The following is a 22,873-nucleotide window of genomic DNA, read 5'->3' as shown; positions in this document are numbered from 1 at the left end:
CATGCAACGTCGTCGATTTCTGCTTGCCTCTGCTGCCGCCGCGAGCCTGCCGTGGACAGGCCGCCTGTTTGCCGCCCCGCGCGACAGTGCGCGCCTGCTGGTGGTGTTCCTGCGTGGCGGCTACGACAGCAATAACCTGCTGGTGCCGTACGCCAGCGATTTTTATTACCAGTCGCGGCCCACGCTGGCGATCGCACGGCCGGATCCGGCCAACCCCGACAGCGCCATCGCGCTGGATCCGCAGTGGGGTCTGAGCCCGGTGCTGCGCGATGCCTTGCTGCCGCTGTGGCAGCGCAGGCAACTGGCGTTCGTGCCGTTCGCCGGCACCGACGACACCTCGCGCAGCCATTTCGAAACCCAGGACGATATCGAATCCGGCCAGGCCGGCAAGCGCCGCGATTACCGTTCCGGTTTCATGGCGCGCCTGTCGGGCGTGCTCAGTGGCGTGCCGGCGATTGCCTTCACCGATTCGCTGCCGTTGACCTTCCAGGGCGGCGGCGATCTGCCCAACGTGTCGTTGAGGGGTATCGGCAAGGGCGGGCTGGATGCGCGCCAGGCGCAGATCCTGTCGCAGATGTACGACAGCACGCCGTTGGCGGCCGCGGCACGCGACGGGCTGGCTTTGCGCCAGCAGGTCACCGCGCAGCTGCGCGAGGAGATGGAGCAGGCCGGGCGCGGCGCCGCCAGCGCGCGCACATTCGCCGATGAAACCCGACGCATGGCCACCTTGATGCGCGAGCGCTATCGCCTGGGATTCGTCGATGTCGGCGGCTGGGATACGCATGCCAACCAGGGCAGTGTCGCAGGCGGTTTGGCCAACAATCTGCGCAACCTCGGGCAAGGACTGGCCGCTTACGCCGACGCCCTGGGTCCGGCCTGGAACGACACCGTGGTAGTGGTGATTTCCGAGTTCGGGCGCACCTTCCGCGAGAACGGCAGCAAGGGTACCGACCATGGCCATGGCACCACCTACTGGGTGTTGGGCGGCGGCGTGCACGGCGGTCGCATCGCGGGCGAACAGGTTGCGGTGGAACAGGCGCAGTTGCTGCAGAATCGCGATTATCCGGTGCTGACCAATTACCGCAGCCTGTTCGGCGGCGTGCTGCAGCGGCTGTGGGGGCTGTCGCCGACGCAGCTGGAACGTGTGTTCCCGGGCGCGATGCCACGGGACCTGGGGTTGGTGTAGGCGCGCGGACCGCCGATGCCAGGACCGCTGGGTACGCCAGGCAGTGTTGGAATCGGTGTGCAGTACGCAGTGCGGCGGCGCCGGGCCGCGCTCACCATCTGACGGTCATGCGCATTCAAGCGCCAAACTGCCGCACCCATGCAAAGCCACCGCGTGGTGGCCTCACTGCCGTGGTTGCGCCGCGAACGGCGAGGGCCCATACACGCCGACCAGATGTGCGGCCACGGCCGGCATCACCCGTTGCAGTATCTGCGGTGCGGAGAAGTGGTATTCGCTGACGACCGCGAAGAATTCCTCCGGCGCTTCGGCAGCGTACGGGTCGATCTCGGTGTCTTCGCCGGCATCCACACGCTGGCAGAACGCGTCGAAGGCCTGCTGGAAGTCGCGCGCCCAGCGGCGCTGCATCTCGCGCGGCAGGGGCGGGGTGCCATCGAGTGCGCCATCCAGGGCATCGAGCTTGTGCGCCATCTCATGCACGATCACGTTGAAGCCGGCGCACGGGTCGCGCAGGTCTGCCTGTACGTCGGCCCAGCTGACGATCAGTGGCCCCTGTTCCCAGGCCTCGCCAATCAGGTCGTCGTTCCAGGCATGCATGACGCCGGCCGCATCCATGTGGGTGCGCTGGACGCGGAAGGCATCGGGATAGACGATCAGCTGCGACCAGCCACGCCACCCGGCCGCGCCGAATTCCAGCAGCGGCAGGCAGCAGGTGGCGGCCAGCACGACCTGATCCTGTGGCTGCAGCTGCAGGCCATCGACCGGCGAAATGGTTTTCTGGTGCAGGAACTGCGCAGTCAGTGCACGCAGGCGTTGCTGACGCAGCGGGTCCAGTGCGGCCACCCAGGCGCACTCGCTGCGTACCGGGTTCCACAACGCGTCGGGAATCTCCAGCGGCGGCCGGCGCAGCCAGCGCATCACCCACTGGATCAGCGGAACATGCCCGGCAGGAAGCTATGCCAGCGCGGCATCGTGCGCATGCGCGGGAACAGGCCGTCGCCATCGCTGCCACCACCGCCGGTGGCAGGTGCGGGCTTGTGCTGCGGGGGCATGCGCGCCGGTGCGGCCGGTTCGCCGTTGGGCGTTCTGCCACGTGCGGCCGAGTTGGAGCTGACGCAGCTGTCATGATCGCCGTCGGTCAACTGGTCCGATGCCAGTGCGGCAAGCGGAGCCAACAACAGAAGCAGGCAAACCGTGAGTCGGCGCATCGTCCACATCCAGGGCAAGCGGCGTAAGTCGCCGATCATAACGCGGTTTTCACTCCCTCACGCAAGCCGCGCTGGGCGGCCGGGAAGCCATGGCGCATACTTTCATGGATCGATTTGGGAACCGTTGCCGTGGACGACCGCGCGTTGCTGGCCAAACTTGCGAGCGGCCGGCTGTCCGGCGATGCGCTGGCGCGTGATGCGGGGTTGACCCGCGCTGCGGTGTGGAAGCGCATTCAGAATCTGCGCGCCGCAGGCGTCGCGATCGAAGGACGCGCCGGCGATGGTTATCGGCTGGCTGCCCCCCTGGACCTGCTGGACGCTGCCCGCATCCGTGCCGCCATGAGCGCTGACGCCGCCGCCGGGCTGGCGGGGCTGGACGTGGCCTGGACGCTGGAATCCACCAATACCAGCCTGCTGGCGCGCCCGCCACCGGAGCGGGGCGTGGAAGTGCTGCTGGCCGAGCGCCAGACCGGCGGGCGCGGCCGCCGCGGCCGGCAGTGGACCTCGCCACTGGGCGCGCATGTTTACCTGTCGGCCTCGCGCCGTTTCAGCGGTGGCCTGGGGCAGCTGGCCGGTCTGAGCCTGGCTGTTGGCGTGGCGGTCGCCGAGGCCCTGCGCGGCTGCGGGTTCGCCGATGTCGGCCTGAAGTGGCCCAACGATCTGCTGGCGCGCCAGCGCAAGCTGGGCGGGCTGCTGATCGAGGGCGGCGGGGAGATGGCGGGTAACGCGCGCGCCGTGATCGGCCTGGGCTTGAACGTGCATATGCCGCCTGCGGCCGCAGCCAGCATCGACCAACCGTGGGTGGACCTGGATACCCTGGCCGGCCGCGCAGTGACGCGCGATACGGTGGTGGCCGCGGTGCTGTCGGCGTTGCTGCCGGCGCTGGACCTGTTCGAAGCGCAGGGGTTGACCGCGTTCCTGGCCCGTTATGCGGCGCTGGATGTGTTGCGTGGCCGCACCGTGCAGGTGGAAGAAGCCGGCAGCCTGCACCACGGCGTCGCCCTCGGCCTGGCCGCCGACGGCGCCTTGCGGGTGCAGGTGGGTGAGACCGAACGGCTGTTCCACTCCGGAGAAGTCAGCGTGAGACCTGCATGAGCGAGTGGTTGTTCGACCTGGGGAATTCGCGATTCAAGTACGCGCCGCTGCACGGCAACCGCGCGGGCGAGGTGCAGGCCTGGGCGCATGGTGCCGAAGCGATGGATGCGGCTGCGCTGGCGGCGTTGCCGTCCGGGCGCGTTGCCTACGTGGCCAGCGTGGCGGCGCCGGCATTGACGCAGCGCATGATCGGCTGCCTGCAGGAGCGTTTCGCGCAGGTGCGCATCGCACGCACCGTGGCCGACTGCGCCGGCATCCGCATCGCCTACGCCGACCCCAGCCGGTTTGGCGTGGATCGGTTTTTGGCCTTGCTGGGCGCGCGCGGCGAAGCAGCGGTGCTGGTGGCCGGAGTGGGCACTGCACTGACCATCGATGTGCTCGGCGCCGACGGCCAGCACCACGGCGGTCGCATCGCCGCTTCGCCCACCACCATGCGGCAGGCGCTGCATGCGCGCGCGGTACAACTGCCGGCCAGCGGTGGCGACTATGTCGAGCTGGCCAACGACACCGACGATGCCTTGACCTCCGGCTGCGATGGCGCCGCAGTGGCGTTGATCGAGCGCAGCCTGCATCACGCACGACGCAGCCTGGGCGTGCCGGTGCGACTGCTGCTGCATGGCGGTGGCGCACCGCCATTGCTGCCGTTGTTGCCCGATGCCAGCTTCCGCGCCGCACTGGTGCTGGACGGCCTGGCGACCTGGGCGACCGATTCGTCCTGCGCTTAGAATCCAGGCATGTACGTACGCGCGCTCATCGTTGTGCTGATCGTCCTCAATGCCGGCGTGGCGTTGTGGTGGGCGATGCAGCCGCCGCCGTCACCGCCGACCGCACCGCCGCAGCCAACCGGCGTGGCGCGGCTGGAGGTGTTGCCGATGCTGGCGACCGGGGCGTCGCGACCGTCGCTGGCCGCCGCTGCGCAGCCGGAGGCTGGGGTCGTGCCAGCGTCCAGGACGCCGGCACCCGTGCCGGCCGCAGCGACAGCGGCCGCTGCTGCGACAGCATCGTTGGAGCCAGGCGCCGACACTGCTTCCCGGCCGGCAGGGCAGCCCGCGCTGTCCGCGCCTGCCGCCACTGTCGCCACTGCCGATGCAAAACCGGCGCCGGCCGCTCCGACACCACCGGCTGCGCCCGAGCGCTGCGCCAGCCTCGGGCCCTACACGGCACGCAGCGATGCCGATGCCGCGCAGGCGCGCCTGCGCGGGCAGGTGAGCCGTGCCAGCGTGCGCGAAGACGCCGATGCCGGAGTCAGCACGTTCCGCGTGATGCTGCCCGACGTGGGCGACCGCGCGGCGGCGCAGGCGCTGGTCAAGCGGATTGCGGCCGCCGGTATCGGCGACTATTACGTGATCGCCCAAGGCGAGGGCAATACCGTTGCACTGGGGCAATACCAGAGCCGCGAGCGCGCCGAGCGGCGCCAGGCGAGCCTGGTGAGCGCGGGGTTTCCGGCGCAACTGGTGCCCAGCGGCAGCGGTCAGTCGCGCTGGTGGGTCGATGTGCGCAGCACGCTGGCGGCCGCGACGTTGCAGGGCGCCGCGGGTGCAACGCGCCAGCGGTCGCTAGATTGCGCCGCGCTGCGCTAGAATGCGTACCGGCGCGCAACGCGCCTGCCTTTGCCGGCATAGCTCAGTTGGTAGAGCAACCGCCTTGTAAGCGGTAGGTCCCCAGTTCGAATCCGGGTGCCGGCACCATCTTGCAGACCGTCTCGATGTGCTCCGATCCGCCTGTTCTGTGCGGCATGCGACGCTTGTCGCGTTGAAGCGGGCATTCTGCCGGCGGTCTGGATGAGGCGACGCGGCGGGGCAGCATCAAGCAGCCGCGAATATGCGTGTGCATGTGCGTGTATGCCTGCGATGGTGCGCGCGATCAGTGCAGGCAGGGACGGCCATGCTTTTTGGTTGCTCGTCTGCGGGGCGGGAGGCAGAAGGACGGAATGCCGATCGCCGAGGCGGGGACATCGCCATTCCAGTCAGCGAACAGCGCGCCTCACACGGCGGGTCATCGCGTCATCGTGCACCGAACATAGGGCGTGCACCTGCGCGCCACCACGCTCGAAAGGCGGTGACGCTGCGCTGTGTTGCTCAGGCCGGCCGGCCCCCCGAGAGCAACTGCAATGCGGCCGTGCCGGCGTCGGTGTGCGCGTCGCTGCGCAGGCGCTCGGCTGCGGCGGCGACCACGATCGCCAATGCCCGGCGCAGCACGCTATCGGTGTCGGCGCTGGCGTCCACCAGGTGTTTGCCCGGCAACTGCAGGCCGTTGAAGATCGCGCGGCAGCGTTCCAGGTTGTCCTGGGTTTCGAAATGGTTGGGCGCATCGCCGCGGGCGCGGATGCGGGCCAGGCCGGTGGGTGGCGGCAGGTCGAGCAGCAGCAGCACGTCCGGGCGCGGCGCGAAGGCGTTGCGCTCCAGCAGCGCATCCAGCGGCAACCCGGCGGCGCCCTGGTAGGCGACCATGGAAGGAAAGTAGCGGTCCAGGATCACGATGTCGCCGCGTGCCAGCGCGGGGGCGATCAGGGTCTCCACATGTTCGTGGCGGTCGCGGATCAGCAGGTCGGCTTCCTGGTCGGCGCTCAGGCGGCCGGTGGCGGCGGATTGGCGCAGCTGCGTGCCCCAGGGACCGTTGGTCGGTTCCTTGCTCAACACCACGCGCGCACCGGCCTGCTGCAAGGTGGTTGCCAGGCTGCGTGCCAGCGTGGTCTTGCCGGCGCCGTCGATGCCTTCGATCGCGATCAATAGCCCGCCGGGCTTCAGTTCGATTGTCATCGCGCTACTTTATCTGATCGGGGCAACCCATCAGTAGCCAACCACGTGGCGGCGACCGTCGTGCCGGCTCCAAGCGGCGGCGACCATGCCGTGGTCGAGGGCATTGATCTGGGTGCACCGGCCGTGCGCACCGCAGCGCCTGCGCCAGAGATCGGCCAGGTTGCAGCCAGGCGCAGGCCCTGCAGGTGCCGATACCGACGACCTGCGACGTCGCTATTGCCGACCCGATATCACGGATATGTCCTGCATGCTGTCGGGAATGTCCCGATGCCGGCAGTTCTGTGCACTGGGCATACTGAATAAGTCAGACGCAGCGCTCATTCGTATCACGACTGAGTCGCGTTTCTGGCTTCAAGGAAGATGGACGCGTCGCCGCCACCCTAGAGGCGGCATCCCCCGCGTGACGCCCTTTCAGGCCCGTCGTGACCGGATTCCTTGTTTATCGTCGTGCGCTCATCGCGCGTGCCATGCAGCCAATCAGGCCGCCGAGGTATAGCGGTAGGACAGCAGCGACTTCACCAGGAAGGTGATCTGGGTGGCCGAACGCGCATCCACGCGCATCACCGGGATGCGGAAACCTTCGGCGACCAGGCCATCGCGAAACGGCGGCAGCAGGAAGTCTTCGACCTCGTCGGTCATGGTGATGCCCACCGCCAGGCTGGCCTCGGGTGCGATCTGCGCGAACTCGCGCAGCAGCGCCAACGTGGCTGCGGGCATCTGCGGGTCGCGCGCATTGGCCAGCACGATCACCCCCAGCGCGCCGTCGCACACCAGCGGCCACATGAAATCCAGGTATTTCTGCCCCGGCACGCCGTAGACGTGCAGCAGCTCGCCGTCTTCCAGTTCGATCGAGCTGTAGTCCAGCGCAACCGTGGTGTAGGTCTTGTCGCCGTAGGCATCCTGGCTGAGCGGCATTTCGGTGCTGACCGGCTCCACGTCGGAGATGGCGCGCACGGCGGTGGTCTTGCCGGCGCCCATGCCGCCCACGAACACCAGTTTGTTGGCTGGAAGACTCATGACTGCGCCTGGAAGAGAGAGAGGCCAAACCGGCGTGCGACCCAGGAAAGGAACCGGGAATTGCTGCTGTCCGGGCGAGGCGGCGTTGACGACACGGCAATCTCCGCAGTCTGGGCGAGGCCACTGGCGAGTGCGGCGGCGAACAGGCATTCCACCGTCTGCAGCGGGAGCTTGCAAGCATTGGCCAGCGCCTGCGGGCGCCATGGGCGCGCATGCAGGTGGGCGATGACGAGCAGCTGCGCCGGCGAACTGGTCTGCGCGCTCAACTCCGGCCACTGGCGCAGCTGCAGCGGCTGGCTGGGTTCCACTGCCGGCAGGGCCGGGCGCAGATGCTCGGGCAGGGCGAAATACAGCGCTTCGAAGGAGAGGCGTTGCGGCAATGTGACCTGGGCGTCGTCGGCCGCGCGCTGCCAATCCGGGCGGTCCAGCGCGGCGATCAGCTCGTTCAACGTGACGCCGGCCGGCAGATGCAGGCAGTGTTCGGCCGGATCCACGCGCACCTGCAGCCCCGCATTGCGCAACACCACCACGCCGGCACCGAATTCACCGCGGCAATGCCGCAACAGCAGTGCCGGCTCGGCCACCGCCGTGACATGCGGCGAGGACAGCAGCAGGCGCATCTGTTCGTTGAGCTCGCGCACGGTGGCGCCATGCTTGAGCCAGGCGCCGGCCACCGGCGTACGCGAGACCACCAGCATGCGCACCGGCTGGCCCTGCAGCGCCTGCCATGCGGCCAGACCGTCGGCGGTTTCCAGGCCCAGCACCACCACGTCGGCCACGTGCTGCGGCCACTCGCCCAACTGCACGTCGATGCGCTCGGCAAGCAGCAGCGAGCACGCCAGTTTCAGGCGCGTGGCGTGCAGCAGGTCCAGGCCGGCCGTGGCGACCCGCATGGCGTGGATGGGTGTGGTCATGAGAGGGCGCCGGCTGGGCGCAGTGACACGATGACGCCTGCCGGCTCGCACCGGCAGGCAGGGCCGGCGACGCGGGTGCGCCGCCGGACTGGCATCAACCGAAATCCAGTGTTTTTTCGAACGCCTTGAGCTCGTGGCGCGCCATCGCCAGATTGGCCTTGGCACGGTCCAGCACCACGTACAGGAACAGTGCGCCGTTGCTCTCCAGCGGACGCAGCAGGTGGTACTGGCGAGACAGGGTGATCAGGATGTCTTCGATGGTGTCGTTCAGGCCCAGCTGCTCGGCGATGCGGCGCTTGGCGCGCACCACTTCGGTATTGCCGGCTGCGGCCAGTTCCAGGTTGAGTTCGGTGCCGCCGGTCATGCCCAGCGCCATGCCGCTGTCGCTGTCGACCAGCGCGGCGCCGACGAAGCCGGCGAGCGAATGCAGTTGTTCCAGATTGAGTTTCGACATCGGTGGTCCCCTTCCAAGCGTTGAGAAAAATCGGTGCGCTCGTGCAAGCACGAACGATGCCAACGGCATCAGCCAGCCGGTGGTGCCAGCGCTGTGGCCAGGCGGCCGGCGCAATCGCGCGCGTTGAACAGCAGCGCGGCGGCATTGAGGTTGGCGCTGCCAACGGCGGTCAGTGTCAGTGGCTTGTCGGCGCGGATGCGAATCAGCACCAGCTGCCCGCCGCGGGTGCTGATGGTGGCGTAGTCGGCTTCGCTGAGGCTGGATTCCCGGGCCAGGGTCTCGCCCAGGGTCAGGAACGAATTGGCCATTGCCGCAAGGCGACGCCCATCCACATCCAGGCTGGATTGCTCGGTGATGGCGCGGCCGTCGGCGGTGGACAGCATCAGCAGGGCAATGCCCGGCTCGCGCTCGATGGTCTGCGCGAACTCGCGCCCGATACGCTGCAAATCGTACAGATGCGACGCCCGCGCGACTTCGCCCACGGCAGCCTTGACGACCTGGTTGACGGCGTTATGCGGCATGAAATTCCCCCTGTTGCTGATGGCCAGAGCGCGTACGTGATGCGTGTCCTGCGCTGGCCGGCGCACCATACCATCCAGGTATTAGTGCGCAGTCACACCAGCCTCAGGTGTTTCACTGGGCGGTCAGACAAGCAGAATCCGCAAAGTCCAGCGCGCCACGAACTGCCGCGGCACGTCACAGTAGCGGCGCGTTGAGGCAGATCTAAACCCGCGCGTTGTGCGGCAAGCGCGATACGAGCCGCAGGCCGTGCTGCGCTGCCGCGCGTCACTGCGCGGATGCGCCACTAGACTGCACGGCTTTATCGACACTGGAGCAATGCATGGCAACGCAGTACCTGCCGGTTTCCCTGATTGGCGTTCCCACCGACATCGGTGCCGGCCACCGCGGCGCACGGATGGGCCCGGAAGCGTTGCGTATCGCCGGCTTGCAGGAGGCACTGGCCGGACGCGGGGTGGAGGTGCGCGACCTGGGCAATCTGGATGGTCCGCGCAATCCGTGGCAGCCGCCGCAGGCCGGTTATCGGCACCTGGACGAAGTGGTGGCCTGGAACCAGGCGTTGATGGACGCCAGCTATGCCGAACTGCGGGCCGGTCGCATGCCGGTCATGCTGGGCGGCGACCATTGCCTGGGGGTTGGCTCGATCACCGCGGTGGCCAAGTACTGCCGCGAGCAGGGCCGCCCGCTGCGCGTGCTGTGGCTGGATGCGCATTCGGACTTCAATACCAGCGAGGTGACCCCGTCGGGCAACGTGCACGGCATGCCGGTGGCCTGCCTGTGCGGGCTGGGCCCGCAGGCGCTGACCCACCTGGGTGGCAGTGCTCCGGCGTTGTTGCCCGAGCAGGTGCGCCAGATCGGCATCCGCTCGGTGGACCCGGAGGAGAAGCGGCTGATCAAGCAGCACCGCATCGACGTCTACGACATGCGCTACATCGACGAAGCGGGCATGAAGCGCACCATGGAAGCTGCGCTGCAGGGCATGAGCGCCGACACCCATCTGCATGTGAGCTTCGATGTGGATTTTCTCGACCCCAGCATCGCGCCGGGCGTGGGCACCACGGTGCCCGGCGGCCCGAACTACCGCGAGGCGCAGCTGGTGATGGAGATGATTGCCGACACCGGCCGTATGGGGTCGCTGGACATCGTCGAGCTCAATCCGGTGCTGGACAACCGCAATGCCACCGCCGAGCTGGCGGTGGATCTGGTGGAAAGCCTGTTCGGTAAGTCGACCCTGATGCGAGATTGATCCAGCGCTGAACACGGCACGCTGCCGTTCACATCAAATCCACGTCCGCGCAGTCAGATTTGGCGCCGAGCGAGGTGCGATCGCACCGGGCGCAGACCGAGGAAGACCTATGAAGCGACTGCTGACACTGATGGTGCTGGGCCTGTTTTCGGCCGGCGTGATGACTGGCTGCAACACCGTGGCCGGCGCCGGCAAGGACATGCAGGGCGCGGGCGACAAGGTCGAGAAAACGGCCGAAAAATGCAGCGACGGTAAGTGCTGATTCGCCACGGTTGCGTGGCGTTTGTTCGATTTGATTGATCTGCGGCAGTGCGCCGCTTACCCATGAAGGAGTGTGTTATGAAGCGTGCAATTGTGCTGCTGGTGCTGTCGGTGTTCTCGGTCGGCATGCTGTCGGGCTGCAACACCGTCGCAGGTGCCGGCAAGGACGTGCAGGGCGCTGGCGAGAAGGTGGAAGACGCCGCGCGCAAGTGATCCACTTGCTGCAACGTTGAATACAAACGGGCCGAAAGGCCCGTTTTTCATGGGGGAATTTCTCCACCGACGCTGCAAGGGCCGGCCGCTCGCGACAGACCGACGCATCGCAACCGTTCATCGCGGTGAGCATGGGCTAGACATCTTTTGACCCGTGCACAACGCTGCCCGCACCACGCTGTGCGCACGGTCAATCGCGACCGCATGCAGCGGAGAACCGCAATGAACAAAGACATCATTTCCGGCAAGTGGACCCAGCTCAAGGGCCAGATGCAGGCCAAGTGGGGCGATCTCACCGACGATGACTTCAAGGTTGCAGAAGGCAATGCCGAATATCTGCAGGGCAAGTTGCAGGAGCGCTATGGCTGGGACCGCGACCGCGCCCAGACCGAGGTGCGCGCCTTCGAAAAGTCATTGCGCGACGACCGCTGAGGCAACTCGCCCGCTCGCCTTCGGGCTGAGCAGGTCGTCCGGAAGGCGGGCCGCGTGCGGCCCGCTTTTTTGTGCCGCAATGGCAGCATTCGGGGCAGATGGGGGTGGCGCAGAACCGTTAGACTTGCCGGCTGATTCCCTGGCCTTTGCAGATGACCACTCGCGTTCTTACCGGCATCACCACCTCCGGCACCCCGCACCTGGGCAACTACGTCGGTGCGATCCGCCCCGCCATCCAGGCCAGCGCTGCCGCCGATGCGGAGAGCTTCTACTTCCTGGCCGACCTGCATAGCCTGATCAAGGCGCAGGATCCGGCGCGCACGCAGCGCTCCACCCTGGAGATCGCCGCCAGCTGGCTGGCCTGTGGGCTGGACCCGGACAAGGTCTGGTTCTATCGCCAGTCCGACGTGCCGGAGACCACCGAGTTGATGTGGCTGCTGACCTGCGTGGCCGGCAAGGGCATCCTCAACCGCGCGCATGCCTACAAGGCGGCGGTGGACAAGAACCGCGCCGACGGCGAGGACGACGATGCCGGCGTGACCGCCGGCTTGTTCATGTATCCGGTGCTGATGGCGGCCGATATCCTGATCTTCAACGCGCACAAGGTGCCGGTGGGGCGAGACCAGATCCAGCACATCGAAATGGCGCGCGATTTCGCGCAGCGCTTCAACCATGTCTACGGTCGGGATTTCTTCACCCTGCCCGATGCGGTGATCGACGAGCAGGTGTCCACCCTGCCGGGCCTGGATGGCCGCAAGATGAGCAAGAGCTACGGCAATACCATCCCGCTGTTCGCCCCACGCGAGGAGTTGCGCAAGCTGGTGTTCTCCATCCTGACCGACTCGCGCGCGCCGGGTGAGCCCAAGGACACCCAGGGTTCGGCGCTGTTCCAGTTGTACCAGGCCTTCGCCACGCCGGCGGAGACCGCGGCCTTCGCGCAGGCGTTTGCCGAGGGGATCGGCTGGGGCGATGCCAAGCAGCAGCTGTTCGAGCGCATCGATCGCGAGATCGCGCCATTGCGCACGCGCTACGAGGCACTGATGGCCGAGCCGGCCAGGATCGAAGCGATTCTGCGCGCCGGTGGCGCCCGCCTTCGCGCGCGCTATGCCACTCCGCTGCTGGCGCAGTTGCGCGATGCGGTGGGCCTGCGCGACCTGTCCGAGCAGGCGGGCCCGGCGGCGGTGCAGGCTGGCGAAAAAATCGCCTTGCCGGTGTTCAAGCAATACCGCGAAAGCGACGGGCAGTTTTATTTCAAGTTGCACGATGGCGCTGGCGTCCTGCTGCTGCACAGCGATGGCTTTGCTTCGCCACGCGATGCCGGGCAGTTGATCGCGCGCCTGAAGCAGGCCGTGCAGGCCAGCGATCTGCAGCTGCCGGGCGCACATGCCCAGGCCGATGTCGATGTGATTCTTGCCGCGGTTAAGGCGCTGCGCGAAGCCTGATCGCAGCAGCAAGGCGGGGCCCGGCTGGATGCGCATGGCCAGTGCATCGCGCGTCGTGCGGGAGGCTGAGCGATGCGTGTATCCGGCGCTCGACCGTGTTGGGTACATCGTCATCGTTTGCCCGAAACCTCCGGCACTGCGTGCGCGGTGACTGGGATCTGCGCCGCAGCTGCGAGGCCATTGACTGCGCCGCTGTGGGGCTGGACTGGAGCCCATGACCCCGGACCGCTACCGCATGTCAGGGAGCGCATCGGTACGCCGCTGCCGCGGCGGACGTTCCGGTGGGTGTGGCGCATTCCGGAGAACGCCACTGCCGGTGCGCCAATGGCGGCACGGCGCGTCACGGCGCGCCGATGATGGTACGGTCGTGGCGTCACTCGTCCTTCAGCCACGGAATCGCAATGACAGCAGCGGTTGATTCCAGCATCCACACCATCGACACCGGCTTTGGCGGGGCGCAGTTCGATGCGGCCTATCTGGTCGTGGAAGGGCAGCGCGGCGCCTTCATCGACTGCGGCACCTCGTTGTCGGTACCGCACCTGCTTGCTGCCGTGCAGGCGGCCGGGCTGGCGCCGGCGCAGGTGGACTGGTTGATCCTGACCCATGTGCACCTGGATCACGCCGGCGGTGCCGGTGCCTTGCTGCAGCACCTGCCCAATGCGCGCGTGCTGGTGCATCCGCGCGGTGCGCCGCACATGATCGACCCCACGCGGCTGATTGCCGGCGCCACCGCGGTGTATGGGCAGGAAGCAATGGCGCGCAGCTATGGCCAGATCGTGCCGGTGCCGGCCGAACGGGTGGTGGAGGCCGCCGACGGGCAGGCGGTGCTGCTCGGCGAGCGCGCGCTGTGCACGGTCGATACGCCAGGACATGCGCGGCATCACCTGTGCGTCTGGGATGCGCGCAGCCGCAGCTGGTTCACCGGCGACACCTTCGGCTTGTCGTATCGCCAGCTCGACAGCGCGCAGGGCGCCTTCATCCTGCCGACGTCCTCGCCGGTGCAATTCGAACCGGAGGCGATGCTGCACTCGATCGCACGGCTGATGGAGGCCGCGCCGCAGGCGATGTATCTCACCCATTATGGCCGGGTCGAATCGCCCGGCCGGTTGGCGCAGGCGCTGGTGCAGCAGATCCATGCGATGACCGAGATTGCGCTGGGCTGCGCGGCACGCGCGGATCGCCACCGCTGCATGGTGGCGGCGCTGACCGCGCTGTACCTGGAGCGCGCGCGCCAGCACGGTTGCCGGCTGGACGATGCGGCCGTGGCGCAGTTGCTGGCCACCGATATCGAACTCAACGCGCAGGGCTTGGGCTGCTGGCTGGATCGGGCGGCGCGTTGAGGCGGTACGGAGACAGGGCTCCTTGCGCATGTCGTGCTCTGGGTGAGGTGTTGGCAGATGCCGCCCTGCGGAAGTGATGCGGCAGGCGATGGCGGCAATGCGGATGCCCGGATACGGGATCGATGCAACATGCAGCGGCCGGCCAGGCTCACCGCCACGCGCCGGGTGGTCGCCACGCAGCCGCGCGCGCAACAGCGGAGCACACGCTGGCCCCGGCACGATGCAATCCGAGCAGCGATCACTGCCGGGCGCGCGTTGTGCCGTGGCTTGGATCACCGCTGTTCGTCGCGCGCTTGTAAACTGTCTGTCATCCATCGTTGCAAGGCCTCACCGTGAATCCGATGCGCATCCTGTTGTTGTCCGCCTGCCTGTTCGTGGGAGGCGTGGCGCAGGCCGCCAACGACCTGCCTGGCGGCGGCATCGATGCCGACGCGTTGTCGCGGCATGTGCGCCTGCTGGCATCGGACGACTTCGAGGGCCGTGCGCCGGCCAGTGCCGGCGAGCAACGCACGGTCGATTACCTGGTCGAACAATTCAAGACGGCGGGTCTGCAGCCCGGTGGCGAGCAGGGCAGCTGGACGCAGGCGGTGCCGCTGGTGCGTGCGCAGGTGGATGGCCCGGTGCGGGCCACGCTGCGCGTGGGGGGCAAGACCCAGACCCTGGTCAACGGCACCGATGTCACCCTGCAGAGCCTGCGTCCGCAGGCCGCAGTGGCGCTGAAGAATGCGCCGCTGGTATTCGTGGGCTACGGCATCAGCGCGCCGGAGCGGCAGTGGGACGATTACAAGGGCGTGGACCTGCGCGGCAAGATCGCGGTGGTGCTGATCAACGATGCCGACTTCGAGAGTGCGCAGCCCGGTGCGTTCGATGGCAAGGCGGTGACCTATTACGGCCGCTGGACCTACAAGTACGAAGAAGCCGCACGGCGTGGCGCGGCCGGCGTGCTGATCGTGCACGAGACCGCGCCGGCCGCGTATGGCTGGGCCACGGTGCAGAGCTCGGGCCTGTCGCCGTTGTTCGATATCGAACGCAGCGACGCCGATGCCCGCGCGCAGCATGTGCCGGTGCGTGGCTGGATGCAGCGCGCACTGGCACAGTCGCTGTTCACGCAGGCCGGGCTGGATTTCGAGCAGGCCAAGGCGCGCGCACAGCAGCGCGACTTCGCGCCGGTGGCGTTGGGCGATGCGCGCCTGTCGGTGGACTTCAAGCTCAAGCGCGAACGCGTGGTCACCCATAACGTGGTGGCCAAGCTCACCGGCAGCCAACACCCGGACGAGACGGTGATTTTCTCCGCGCACTGGGATGCGTTCGGGATCGGCAAGGCCGATGCCTCCGGCGATACGGTGCGTCGTGGCGCGGTGGACAACGCCACCGGCGTGGCCAGCGTGCTGGAACTGGCGCGCGTGTTCGCCGCCGGCCCCACGCCGCAGCGCACGCTGTACTTCATCGCCTTGACCGCCGAAGAGAAGGGCCTGCTCGGCGCCAACTACTACGCCGCGCATCCGCTGGCGCCCTTGGACAAGACCGTGGCGGTGCTCAACATGGAGATGTTCAGCCCCGACGGCCCCACTCGCGACATCGCCTCCTGGGGCCGCGGACGGGTCTCGCTGGAAGGCGATCTGGAGCAGGCCGCCAAGGCGCGCGGCCGCACCTACTCGCCGGATCCGAATCTGGAAGCGGGTTTCTTCTACCGCGCCGATCATTTCGCCTTCGCCCGCATGGGCGTGCCGGCGATCACCGCCGGACCCGGCCTGGACATGCTCAATGGCGGTGTCGCCAAGGGCAAGGCGCTGCGCGAGAAATATTTCGCGCACTGCTATCACCAGCCCTGCGATCGCTGGACCCCGCAGTGGGATGCCAGCGGACATGCCGCCGATACCACGCTGGTCTACGACGTAGGCGTGGCGTTGGCCAATGGCCGGCAGTGGCCGAGCTGGCAGGACGGCTCGGAGTTCAAGGCCATCCGCGCGCGCAGCGACGCGGCGCGCAACTGAGAGCGACCAGCAGCACCCAGCGGGCGGTCGTCATCCGGATGTGGACAGCGCGCAGGCGCCGCAGGGTGCGCGCGCTGGCGAGCACTCCACGCAATGGCCGGGCTCGCCTGGTGGCTGCGCCGGCGTTGTATCAGCTGCTGTGGGCGCCATGTGGTGCGACGTCACGATGACCGTGCCGGCCGCATGGATGCGATGCAGTGATCCATCACGTGCGCAGTCCTGTTCGCTGTCGCCACTGCAGCGCTGATCTAGAATCGGCAGTCCTCGCGGTCGTTGGCAGTGTTCCGATGTCTTCCTCTCACGACGCTGCCGCGCCTGCGCGCAGCGGGTTGGTGGTTCTTGCGTTGTTGCTGGTCTATGTGGTGTGGGGGTCGACCTATCTGGCGATCCGGTTCGCGCTGGAAGGCGGGGCGCAGCCGCTGACGATGGTGTCCGGGGCGCGCTTCATCATCGCCGGCAGCGTGCTCTACGCCGTGCTGCGCTTGCGCGGCGTGGCGGCGCCGACGCGCGCGCAATGGAAGAACGTGGCCTTGATGGGCGCGGCGCTGTTGCTGCTGGGCAACGGCATGGTGGTGCTGGCCGAGCGCAGCGTGTCCTCCGGCCTGGCCGCCACCGCAGTGGCTTCGGTGCCGTTGTGGATGGCCTTGTTCGGCGCGTTGCGCGGGCAGCACGCCAGCGGCGGCGAATGGCTTGGCATCGTGATCGGATTCCTGGGCGTGGTGTGGCTCAACGCCGGCAGCAGCCTGACCGCCACGCCGGGCGGGCTGGTGCTGTTGCTGATCGCACCGATCGGCTGGGCGTTCGGTTCGGTGTGGTCGCTTGGCCGCGACCTGCCGTCGCCGTTCATGACTGCCGCCGGGCAGATGTTGTGCGGCGGGGTGTTGCTGGTGAGTACCGGCCTGCTGATCGGCGAGCGCCCGCACGCGTGGCCGACGCCACAAGGCATTCTGGCGGTCGCCTATCTATGCGTATTCGGCTCGATCGTGGCGTTCACTGCCTATGTGTGGCTGTTGCACCACGTGCGTCCGGCGCTGGCCGGCAGCTATGCCTACGTCAACCCGGTGATTGCGGTGGCGCTGGGCGCCTGGCTGGGGCATGAGCGTTTCACTGCGCACGATATCGGCGCGATGGCGGTGATCCTGGCCGGCGTGCTGGTGGTCACCCTGGCCAGGGCGCGGCGATGAGCGCGCCCGTGCCGGTGTCGGCAGTAGAGGCGCGACGCGGTCTGTTGATGACCGCCGCGAGCTTTGTGATCTGGGGCCTGGTGCCGTTGTACTGGCATCTGCTCAAGGTGGTGCCGTCGCTGCAGATCATTGCGCACCGCATCGTGTGGAGCGCCGTGCTGGTGGTGGCGTGGCTGGTGGCGACCTCGGGCCTGCGGTGGTGGCGCACGATCGTTGCGCAGCCGCGCGCGCTGTGGATGCTGGCCGCCAGCAGCGTGGCGATCGCCTTCAATTGGGGCCTGTACATCTGGGCCATCAACGCCGGGCATGTGATCGAGGCCAGCCTGGGCTACTTCATCAATCCATTGCTGAGCGTGTTGCTGGGCGTGCTGGCGCTGAAGGAGCGCCTGCGCGGCATCCAGTGGCTGGCGGTGGCGTGCGCCGCAGTCGGCGTGCTGTGGCTGACCATCGATGCCGGTGCACCGCCATGGATTGCGCTGGGGCTGGCAGTCTCGTTTGGCCTCTACGGATTGCTGCGCAAGCTGGTGGCAGTGGACCCGGTGGCCGGGCTGGGTGTGGAAAGCGTGTACCTGTTCGTGCCGGCACTGCTGGTGGCCGCATGGGGCGAGCAGGGCCATGGCGGCGCGTTCTTCAGCGGCTGGGATCTGCGGACGGATCTGCTGCTGATCTTCGGCGGCGTGGTGACGGCGGTGCCGCTGATCGGGTTTGCGTATGGCGTGCGGCGAATCCCGCTATCGCTGGTGGGCATCCTGCAGTACATCGGGCCGAGCCTGCAGCTGTTGCTGGGGGTATGGTTCTTCCATGAGCCGTTCGACCAGGGGCGGGCGATTGGTTTTGCTGCGATCTGGGTCGGGCTGCTGCTGTTCGTCGGCGACAGCGTGCTGCGCGCGCGGACGCCGGCGGCGGTGCGCTGAGCGCGTGCCGGGCTGCGTCCTGTACGACGGACGCAGCGAGTGCGGCGATCAGCTACTGGGCACCGTTGCCGGCATCGCAACCGCCAGCGTGGAGGCCGGCAATGCCTGCGGAGCGGGGCAGTGGCCAGGGGCCTGTTGAATCTGCGCCAGCCACTGATCGATCGGGCCACCGAGCAGGTCCAGCCGCAGCGGCAGGCTCAGATGGTTTTCGCCGGCCAGCTCCAGGTAATGCGCACGCGGACTGGCCAGTGCCAGTGCGCGGCCATGCGCCACTGGAATGTGCTGGTCGGCATCGCCATGCAACAGCAGCACGCAGCTGCGCGTGCGCGCCAGTGCCTGCGCCACATCGACGTGGTCCAGATCCAGCTTGAGCTGGGCATCGGCGGCGGCGATCACCGCATCGATGTTCTGGTCGGCGTAGCGCCAGCGCGCATAGGCGGCCACTGCCTGCCCACGCCAGCCGGTGGGCTGGCTGGCCAGCAGGTGCGGCACCATGTCGCGGATGCCGCGCCCGGCATTGGCGAAGGATTCCATCGCCACCACGCCGGTAACGCGCGGCCCAAGCTTGTCGGCGGTGAACAGCGCCGTGGCCGCGCCATAGGAAATGCCGAACAGGTACAGCGGTCCCTGGAGTTCGCCACGCGGCTGCAGCGCGTTAAGCACATCGATCACATCATCGGACTCGCGCGTGCCATAGCCCGACGGGCCGCCACCGGAATGGCCATGGTTGCGCAGATCGATGGTGATCACCCGGTAGCCGGCCTGCGCCAGCTGCAGCGACCAGGGCAGCAACGAATCGCCGTCCATCATCCAGCCGTGCAGCAGCACGATGGTGCCGCGCGGCGCAGGCGGCGTGGCGGTGGGCACGGAGAAGCTGAAGTCCACATCCAACGCATGCGCCGGGTCCTGGCGCTGGCCCAGGTAGCGGTAGTGCATGGCGTACTGGCCGGGATCGATCGCACGCCAGAAGATCGGCACCTGATCGCGCGTCACCACATGGCCGCTACGGGTGGGCAGCGTGGCGATGGTCGCGGCGATGCGCTCTTCGTCCAGCAACGGCGACACACCACCGGGCGCGACCAGGCGCTCGCTGAGCGATGTGGAAGACGAAGAACAGCCGGCCAGCCATAGGCAGGCGCAGGCCAGCAGAAGCAGGCGCGTCATGGCAACACATCAACGGAGCAAACGGCCGAGCAGGCTACGGCCTGCCGGCCCGCGCATCTACCGCAGTGCGGTGACAAAACCATGACAGCCTGCAATCCATTCAGCCGTAGCAGCCAAGCGCTTCGCTCCGGTCGTTACCAATCCCTAATCCCGACTCCCTAATCCCGGGCGGGCCACAGCCCGCCTACACCTCACGCAAGGCCGTGGTGATCGGCAACCGCGCCGCCCGCAAGGCCGGGAACAGCCCACCCACCAAGCCGATGCCCAGCGCCCATTTCAGCCCGCTCCACAGCAGCTCCGGCGATACCTTGAACTGGAATACCACCTGGCTGAAGTTGTTGCCCAGCGTGGACACGGTGTAGCCATTGAATACCGCCCAGGCGATCAGCCCGCCCAGCAGCCCGCCCAGCAGCGCCAGCAACATGGTTTCCAGCATCAGCGCCATGATCACCGGCGTGCCGCGAAAGCCGAGCGCGCGCATGGTGGCGATCTCGCGCGCACGCGTGGCAACGGCCGCATACATGGTGTTGAGCGCACCGAACACCGCGCCCACCGCCATGATCGCGCCGATGACCGTGCCCAGGATGCTGATCAACCTGTTCAAGCCACCGCCCTGCTTGCCGTAGTAGGCGCGGGTGGTTTCCACGTCCAGCTTCAGCCGCGGGTCGGCGGCCATGGCGGCCTTGAACTGCGTAAAGCCGGCCTTGCCGGTGGTGCGCACGTTGATCGACTGGTAGGCGCTGCGGTTGTAGGTGGTGGCCAGCGTCTGCGCATCGGTCCACAGCTCCGAATCGTGCGCATCGCCGGAGGCGAACACGCCGACCACGGTCCACTGCTGGCTGCCGAGCGTGAGCGTCTTGCCCAGCTCCAGGCCGCGGAACTGGTTCAAAGCGCCCTTGCCGACCACCAGTTCGCGCAGGCCGGGAGTGAAGCGGCGGCCCTGGGCGATTCTGACCTTCTGGTGCACCGCCCAGGCCTGCTCGCCCACGCCGCGCAACTGCGCGTTGACGTCGGTGCCATCGGCGCGCGAGGCGATGTTGACCACCTGCGACAACTCCGGCGACACCTGCGGGCGCCCGTTGGCATCGCTGGCGATGCCGGGCAGGCTGCCGATCAGTGGCACCAGGTCGCGGGTGATCACCGAATTGGTTTCCGCCTGCGAGCCGCCGCGCAAGACAATCGCGGTGGTGTCGTCGCCGGTGCTGTTGAGCGTGGCCTGGAAGCCCTCGCCCATCGCCAGCATCGCCACCAGCACGCCAACCACGCCGGCGATGCCGACCACGATCACCGAGGTGGAACCCCAGCGCTGCGGCAGGCTGGCGATGCCGATGCGCGCGGCCGCCAGCGACAGGCGGCCGCTGCGCGTGGTCACCAGCCACAGCGCCAGCGCCACCACGATCGCCAGCACGCCGATCCACGGCAACGCGATCCAGATTCCCAGTCCCACCGCCAGCAGCACCACCGACAGCAGGTTGGCACCACGGTTCTTCCATTTGCTTTGCATTTGCGTGCTCCTGTCAGCGGCCGGCGAGGGCATCGACGATCTTCAAGCGCTGCGCGCGTAATGCCGGCAGCACACCCACCACCAAGCCGATGCCGACCATCAGGGCCAGCGCAACCAGCCAGGTCTGCAGCGGCACGCTCTGGGTGGGCATCAGCCCACCGCTGCGCGCGGACACCGCCGGGATCACCAGCGCGGCCAGACCCATGCCGATCAAACCGCCCAGGCCGATCAGCAACACCGACTCGATCATCACCAGGCTCAACACCGTGCGGTCCTGGAAGCCCAGCGTCTTGAGCGTGGCCAGTTCCGGAATGCGCTCGCGCACCGCTTGCGCCATGGTGTTGCCGGTCAGCAGCAACAAGGTGAAGAACACCGCTGCCATGATCGAGGTGACGATCAGGCCGATATCGGCGAACTGCTTGACGAAGGCCTGCTGGAACGCCGATTCGGTCTGCGACTTGGTTTCGTGATCGGAGTTGGCCGAGAGCGCATCGATGGCCTGGGCCACGCGCGAGGCCTGGTCGGGATTGCTCAGGGTCACCGTCAGCCAGCTCACCTGGTTCTTGATGTAGTCATTGGACTCATCGAAATATTTCCAGTTCATCATCAGCTGGCGTTCCTGGTTGGCCGCCACCGTGCGGTCCTTCATGCGGAAGATGCCGACCAGCTGCAACGGCCAGTCGTTGCTGCCGCTGCGCGGGAAGATGGTGGCCTGCAGCGGAATGGTGTCGCCGATCTTCCAGCCGAACTCCTTGGCCAGGGTTTCGCCGACCACCGCGCCGGTACGCGTGCTCTGAAAGGCCTTGAGCTGGTCCTTGGGCAATTGGTACTCGCTGTAGACGTCGAAGAAGTTCGGCGCCACCGAGAAATTGGGGAAGAAATTCTTCGGGTCGCGGTAGATGCCGCCGAACCACATGGCCGAGGTCACATCGCGCACGCCCGGCACGCTGCGCACCTGCGCTTCCAGGCGGATCGGCAGCGACTGGGTGATCGACAGCCGCGAGGCCACCACCAACCGGTCCACGCCACTGACGCTGCCGCCGGAATTGAACGCCACGCGTACCGAATCGAGCATGCCGAACAGCAGGAACGCCGCCACCACCGACAACAAGGTCAACAAGGTGCGCGTCTTGCTGCGGAACAGCTGCGCCCACACCAGCGAGAGATACTTCATGGCAGCGCTCCTTCAGAGCACGAGCGGCGCGTCGGCCAGCTCGCCCTTGTCCAGATGGATGGTGTGGGTGGCGTACTCGGCGGCCTTGGGGTCGTGGGTCACCATCACGATGGTCTTGCCGTGTTCGCGGTTGAGTTCCTGCAGCAGGCGCAGGATTTCCTCGGCGTTCTGGCGGTCCAGATCGCCGGTGGGTTCGTCGCAGATCAGGAAGGTCGGGTCGGACACGATGGCGCGCGCGATCGCCACGCGCTGTTGCTGGCCACCGGACAGTTCGTTGGGCTTGTGGCTGCGGCGTTCCTGCAGGCCGACCAGGGTCAATGCGATCTCTGCATTCTTTTTGCGCTGTGCGGCATTGAGCGAGGTCAGCAGCAGCGGCAGTTCCACGTTCTTCTGCGCGCTGAGCATCGGCATCAGGTTGTAGAACTGGAAGACGAAGCCGACGTGATGGCTGCGCCAGGTGGCGAGCTGCCCACCGCTCATGCGGTCGATGCGCTCGCCTTCGATCTCGATCTCGCCACCGCTGGGGCTGTCCAGGCCGCCGATCAGATTGAGCAAGGTGGTCTTGCCCGAGCCGGAGGGCCCCATCAGCGCGACGAAATCGCCGCTGGCGATTTCCAGGTCGATGCCGTGCAGCACCTGCACCTGCTCGGGGCCGCGTTGGTAGGTCTTGGTGATGTTGCGCAAGCTGACAAGAGCGGTCATGGCGAGTCCTGGCGATGCAAGGGAAGAGGGAAGCGAAGGGCGGCACGGCGACGGCGACTGCAATAGCAGCGGGGCGGATGGCGCTGCCGTGGCAGCGATGAAACAAGGTGCTGAACAACTCTGCTGGGTGCGATCGAGGGATCCAACTTCAACA

At 67.5% G+C, this 22,873-nt stretch carries 24 protein-coding genes and 1 tRNA gene; 14 read left to right on the top strand and 11 right to left on the bottom strand.

Annotated elements, in window-relative coordinates:
* Position 1: 1 nt before the first annotated feature.
* Positions 2-1,186, top strand: a complete 1,185-nt coding sequence (locus XcodCFBP4690_RS11325) for a DUF1501 domain-containing protein (RefSeq protein WP_104541030.1) — start codon at positions 2-4, stop codon at positions 1,184-1,186.
* 162 nt (positions 1,187-1,348) lie between these two features.
* Here the strand turns inward: XcodCFBP4690_RS11325 and XcodCFBP4690_RS11320 are convergent, their stop codons facing one another.
* Positions 1,349-2,104 (bottom strand): M90 family metallopeptidase, encoded by a 756-nt coding sequence (locus XcodCFBP4690_RS11320; protein WP_104541029.1) that lies wholly within the window; start codon positions 2,102-2,104, stop codon positions 1,349-1,351.
* Positions 2,105-2,112: 8 nt separating this feature from the next.
* Positions 2,113-2,430, bottom strand: a complete 318-nt coding sequence (locus XcodCFBP4690_RS11315) for a hypothetical protein (protein ID WP_104541028.1) — start codon at positions 2,428-2,430, stop codon at positions 2,113-2,115.
* Between the two features lie 75 nt (positions 2,431-2,505).
* Between XcodCFBP4690_RS11315 and birA the strand changes: the two genes are divergently transcribed.
* The 4 genes from birA to XcodCFBP4690_RS11295 all read left to right on the top strand — a co-directional run bounded on the left by birA (position 2,506) and on the right by XcodCFBP4690_RS11295 (position 5,174).
* Positions 2,506-3,486, top strand: coding sequence for a bifunctional biotin--[acetyl-CoA-carboxylase] ligase/biotin operon repressor BirA (gene birA / locus XcodCFBP4690_RS11310; protein WP_341871615.1), 981 nt, complete (start codon positions 2,506-2,508; stop codon positions 3,484-3,486).
* Complete coding sequence (locus XcodCFBP4690_RS11305) at positions 3,483-4,211, top strand: type III pantothenate kinase (RefSeq protein ID WP_104541026.1); 729 nt, start codon at positions 3,483-3,485, stop codon at positions 4,209-4,211. The genes birA and XcodCFBP4690_RS11305 overlap by 4 nt, the downstream gene beginning before the upstream one ends.
* A gap of 9 nt (positions 4,212-4,220) precedes the next feature.
* Positions 4,221-5,066, top strand: coding sequence for an SPOR domain-containing protein (locus XcodCFBP4690_RS11300; protein WP_104541025.1), 846 nt, complete (start codon positions 4,221-4,223; stop codon positions 5,064-5,066).
* A 32-nt stretch (positions 5,067-5,098) separates the two neighbouring features.
* Positions 5,099-5,174: transfer RNA gene (locus XcodCFBP4690_RS11295), tRNA-Thr, on the top strand.
* Positions 5,175-5,564: 390 nt separating this feature from the next.
* Here the strand turns inward: XcodCFBP4690_RS11295 and tmk are convergent.
* The 5 genes from tmk to XcodCFBP4690_RS11270 all read right to left on the bottom strand — a co-directional run bounded on the left by tmk (position 5,565) and on the right by XcodCFBP4690_RS11270 (position 9,151).
* Entirely contained in the window at positions 5,565-6,245 is a 681-nt protein-coding gene (gene tmk, locus XcodCFBP4690_RS11290; protein ID WP_104541024.1) for a dTMP kinase, read from the bottom strand.
* Between the two features lie 477 nt (positions 6,246-6,722).
* Entirely contained in the window at positions 6,723-7,262 is a 540-nt protein-coding gene (locus tag XcodCFBP4690_RS11285; RefSeq protein ID WP_104541023.1) for a GTP-binding protein, read from the bottom strand.
* Positions 7,259-8,176 (bottom strand): hypothetical protein, encoded by a 918-nt coding sequence (locus XcodCFBP4690_RS11280; RefSeq protein WP_104541022.1) that lies wholly within the window; start codon positions 8,174-8,176, stop codon positions 7,259-7,261. Before XcodCFBP4690_RS11280 ends, XcodCFBP4690_RS11285 begins: the two co-directional genes overlap by 4 nt.
* Positions 8,177-8,270: 94 nt before the next feature.
* On the bottom strand, positions 8,271-8,630 hold the full coding sequence (locus tag XcodCFBP4690_RS11275; RefSeq protein WP_104541021.1) for a roadblock/LC7 domain-containing protein: 360 nt from the start codon (positions 8,628-8,630) through the stop codon (positions 8,271-8,273).
* A gap of 68 nt (positions 8,631-8,698) precedes the next feature.
* On the bottom strand, positions 8,699-9,151 hold the full coding sequence (locus XcodCFBP4690_RS11270) for a roadblock/LC7 domain-containing protein (protein ID WP_104541053.1): 453 nt from the start codon (positions 9,149-9,151) through the stop codon (positions 8,699-8,701).
* Positions 9,152-9,471: 320 nt separating this feature from the next.
* Between XcodCFBP4690_RS11270 and rocF the strand changes: the two genes are divergently transcribed.
* From rocF to rarD, 9 genes are all read left to right on the top strand, one after another.
* Entirely contained in the window at positions 9,472-10,395 is a 924-nt protein-coding gene (gene rocF / locus XcodCFBP4690_RS11265; RefSeq protein WP_104541020.1) for an arginase, read from the top strand.
* 109 nt (positions 10,396-10,504) lie between these two features.
* Complete coding sequence (locus XcodCFBP4690_RS11260) at positions 10,505-10,657, top strand: entericidin A/B family lipoprotein (protein ID WP_011348912.1); 153 nt, start codon at positions 10,505-10,507, stop codon at positions 10,655-10,657.
* Positions 10,658-10,734: 77 nt separating this feature from the next.
* A complete protein-coding gene (locus XcodCFBP4690_RS11255; protein ID WP_029221527.1) occupies positions 10,735-10,869 on the top strand; it encodes an entericidin A/B family lipoprotein in 135 nt (44 codons plus the stop codon).
* 222 nt (positions 10,870-11,091) lie between these two features.
* Positions 11,092-11,301, top strand: coding sequence for a CsbD family protein (locus XcodCFBP4690_RS11250; RefSeq protein WP_104541019.1), 210 nt, complete (start codon positions 11,092-11,094; stop codon positions 11,299-11,301).
* 152 nt (positions 11,302-11,453) lie between these two features.
* Complete coding sequence (locus XcodCFBP4690_RS11245) at positions 11,454-12,743, top strand: tryptophan--tRNA ligase (RefSeq protein ID WP_167394578.1); 1,290 nt, start codon at positions 11,454-11,456, stop codon at positions 12,741-12,743.
* A 401-nt stretch (positions 12,744-13,144) separates the two neighbouring features.
* Entirely contained in the window at positions 13,145-14,083 is a 939-nt protein-coding gene (locus tag XcodCFBP4690_RS11240; protein ID WP_104541017.1) for an MBL fold metallo-hydrolase, read from the top strand.
* Positions 14,084-14,424: 341 nt separating this feature from the next.
* Positions 14,425-16,077, top strand: a complete 1,653-nt coding sequence (locus XcodCFBP4690_RS11235; RefSeq protein ID WP_167394581.1) for a M28 family metallopeptidase — start codon at positions 14,425-14,427, stop codon at positions 16,075-16,077.
* 287 nt (positions 16,078-16,364) lie between these two features.
* Positions 16,365-17,261: a drug/metabolite exporter YedA gene (yedA, locus tag XcodCFBP4690_RS11230; protein ID WP_104541015.1), complete on the top strand. Its 897-nt coding sequence runs from the start codon at positions 16,365-16,367 to the stop codon at positions 17,259-17,261.
* Positions 17,258-18,175 carry an EamA family transporter RarD gene (gene rarD, locus XcodCFBP4690_RS11225; RefSeq protein ID WP_104541014.1) on the top strand — a complete coding sequence of 306 codons (918 nt, stop codon included), beginning with the start codon at positions 17,258-17,260 and terminating at the stop codon, positions 18,173-18,175. Before yedA ends, rarD begins: the two co-directional genes overlap by 4 nt.
* Before the next feature lie 48 nt (positions 18,176-18,223).
* On the opposite strand, the gene XcodCFBP4690_RS11220 is transcribed toward rarD, so the two are convergent.
* The 4 genes from XcodCFBP4690_RS11220 to XcodCFBP4690_RS11205 all read right to left on the bottom strand — a co-directional run bounded on the left by XcodCFBP4690_RS11220 (position 18,224) and on the right by XcodCFBP4690_RS11205 (position 22,719).
* Positions 18,224-19,339, bottom strand: a complete 1,116-nt coding sequence (locus XcodCFBP4690_RS11220; protein ID WP_104541013.1) for an alpha/beta hydrolase family protein — start codon at positions 19,337-19,339, stop codon at positions 18,224-18,226.
* A gap of 184 nt (positions 19,340-19,523) precedes the next feature.
* Positions 19,524-20,843 carry an ABC transporter permease gene (locus XcodCFBP4690_RS11215; RefSeq protein ID WP_167394577.1) on the bottom strand — a complete coding sequence of 440 codons (1,320 nt, stop codon included), beginning with the start codon at positions 20,841-20,843 and terminating at the stop codon, positions 19,524-19,526.
* Between the two features lie 13 nt (positions 20,844-20,856).
* On the bottom strand, positions 20,857-22,017 hold the full coding sequence (locus XcodCFBP4690_RS11210; RefSeq protein ID WP_104541012.1) for an ABC transporter permease: 1,161 nt from the start codon (positions 22,015-22,017) through the stop codon (positions 20,857-20,859).
* 12 nt (positions 22,018-22,029) lie between these two features.
* On the bottom strand, positions 22,030-22,719 hold the full coding sequence (locus XcodCFBP4690_RS11205) for an ABC transporter ATP-binding protein (RefSeq protein ID WP_104541011.1): 690 nt from the start codon (positions 22,717-22,719) through the stop codon (positions 22,030-22,032).
* Positions 22,720-22,873: the final 154 nt, after the last annotated feature.

The sequence above is a fragment of the Xanthomonas codiaei genome, assembly GCF_002939785.1.
Taxonomy (GTDB): domain Bacteria; phylum Pseudomonadota; class Gammaproteobacteria; order Xanthomonadales; family Xanthomonadaceae; genus Xanthomonas; species Xanthomonas codiaei.
Note: the sequence above shows the minus strand (reverse complement) of the source record. Positions and strands in the feature narration are given on the sequence as shown.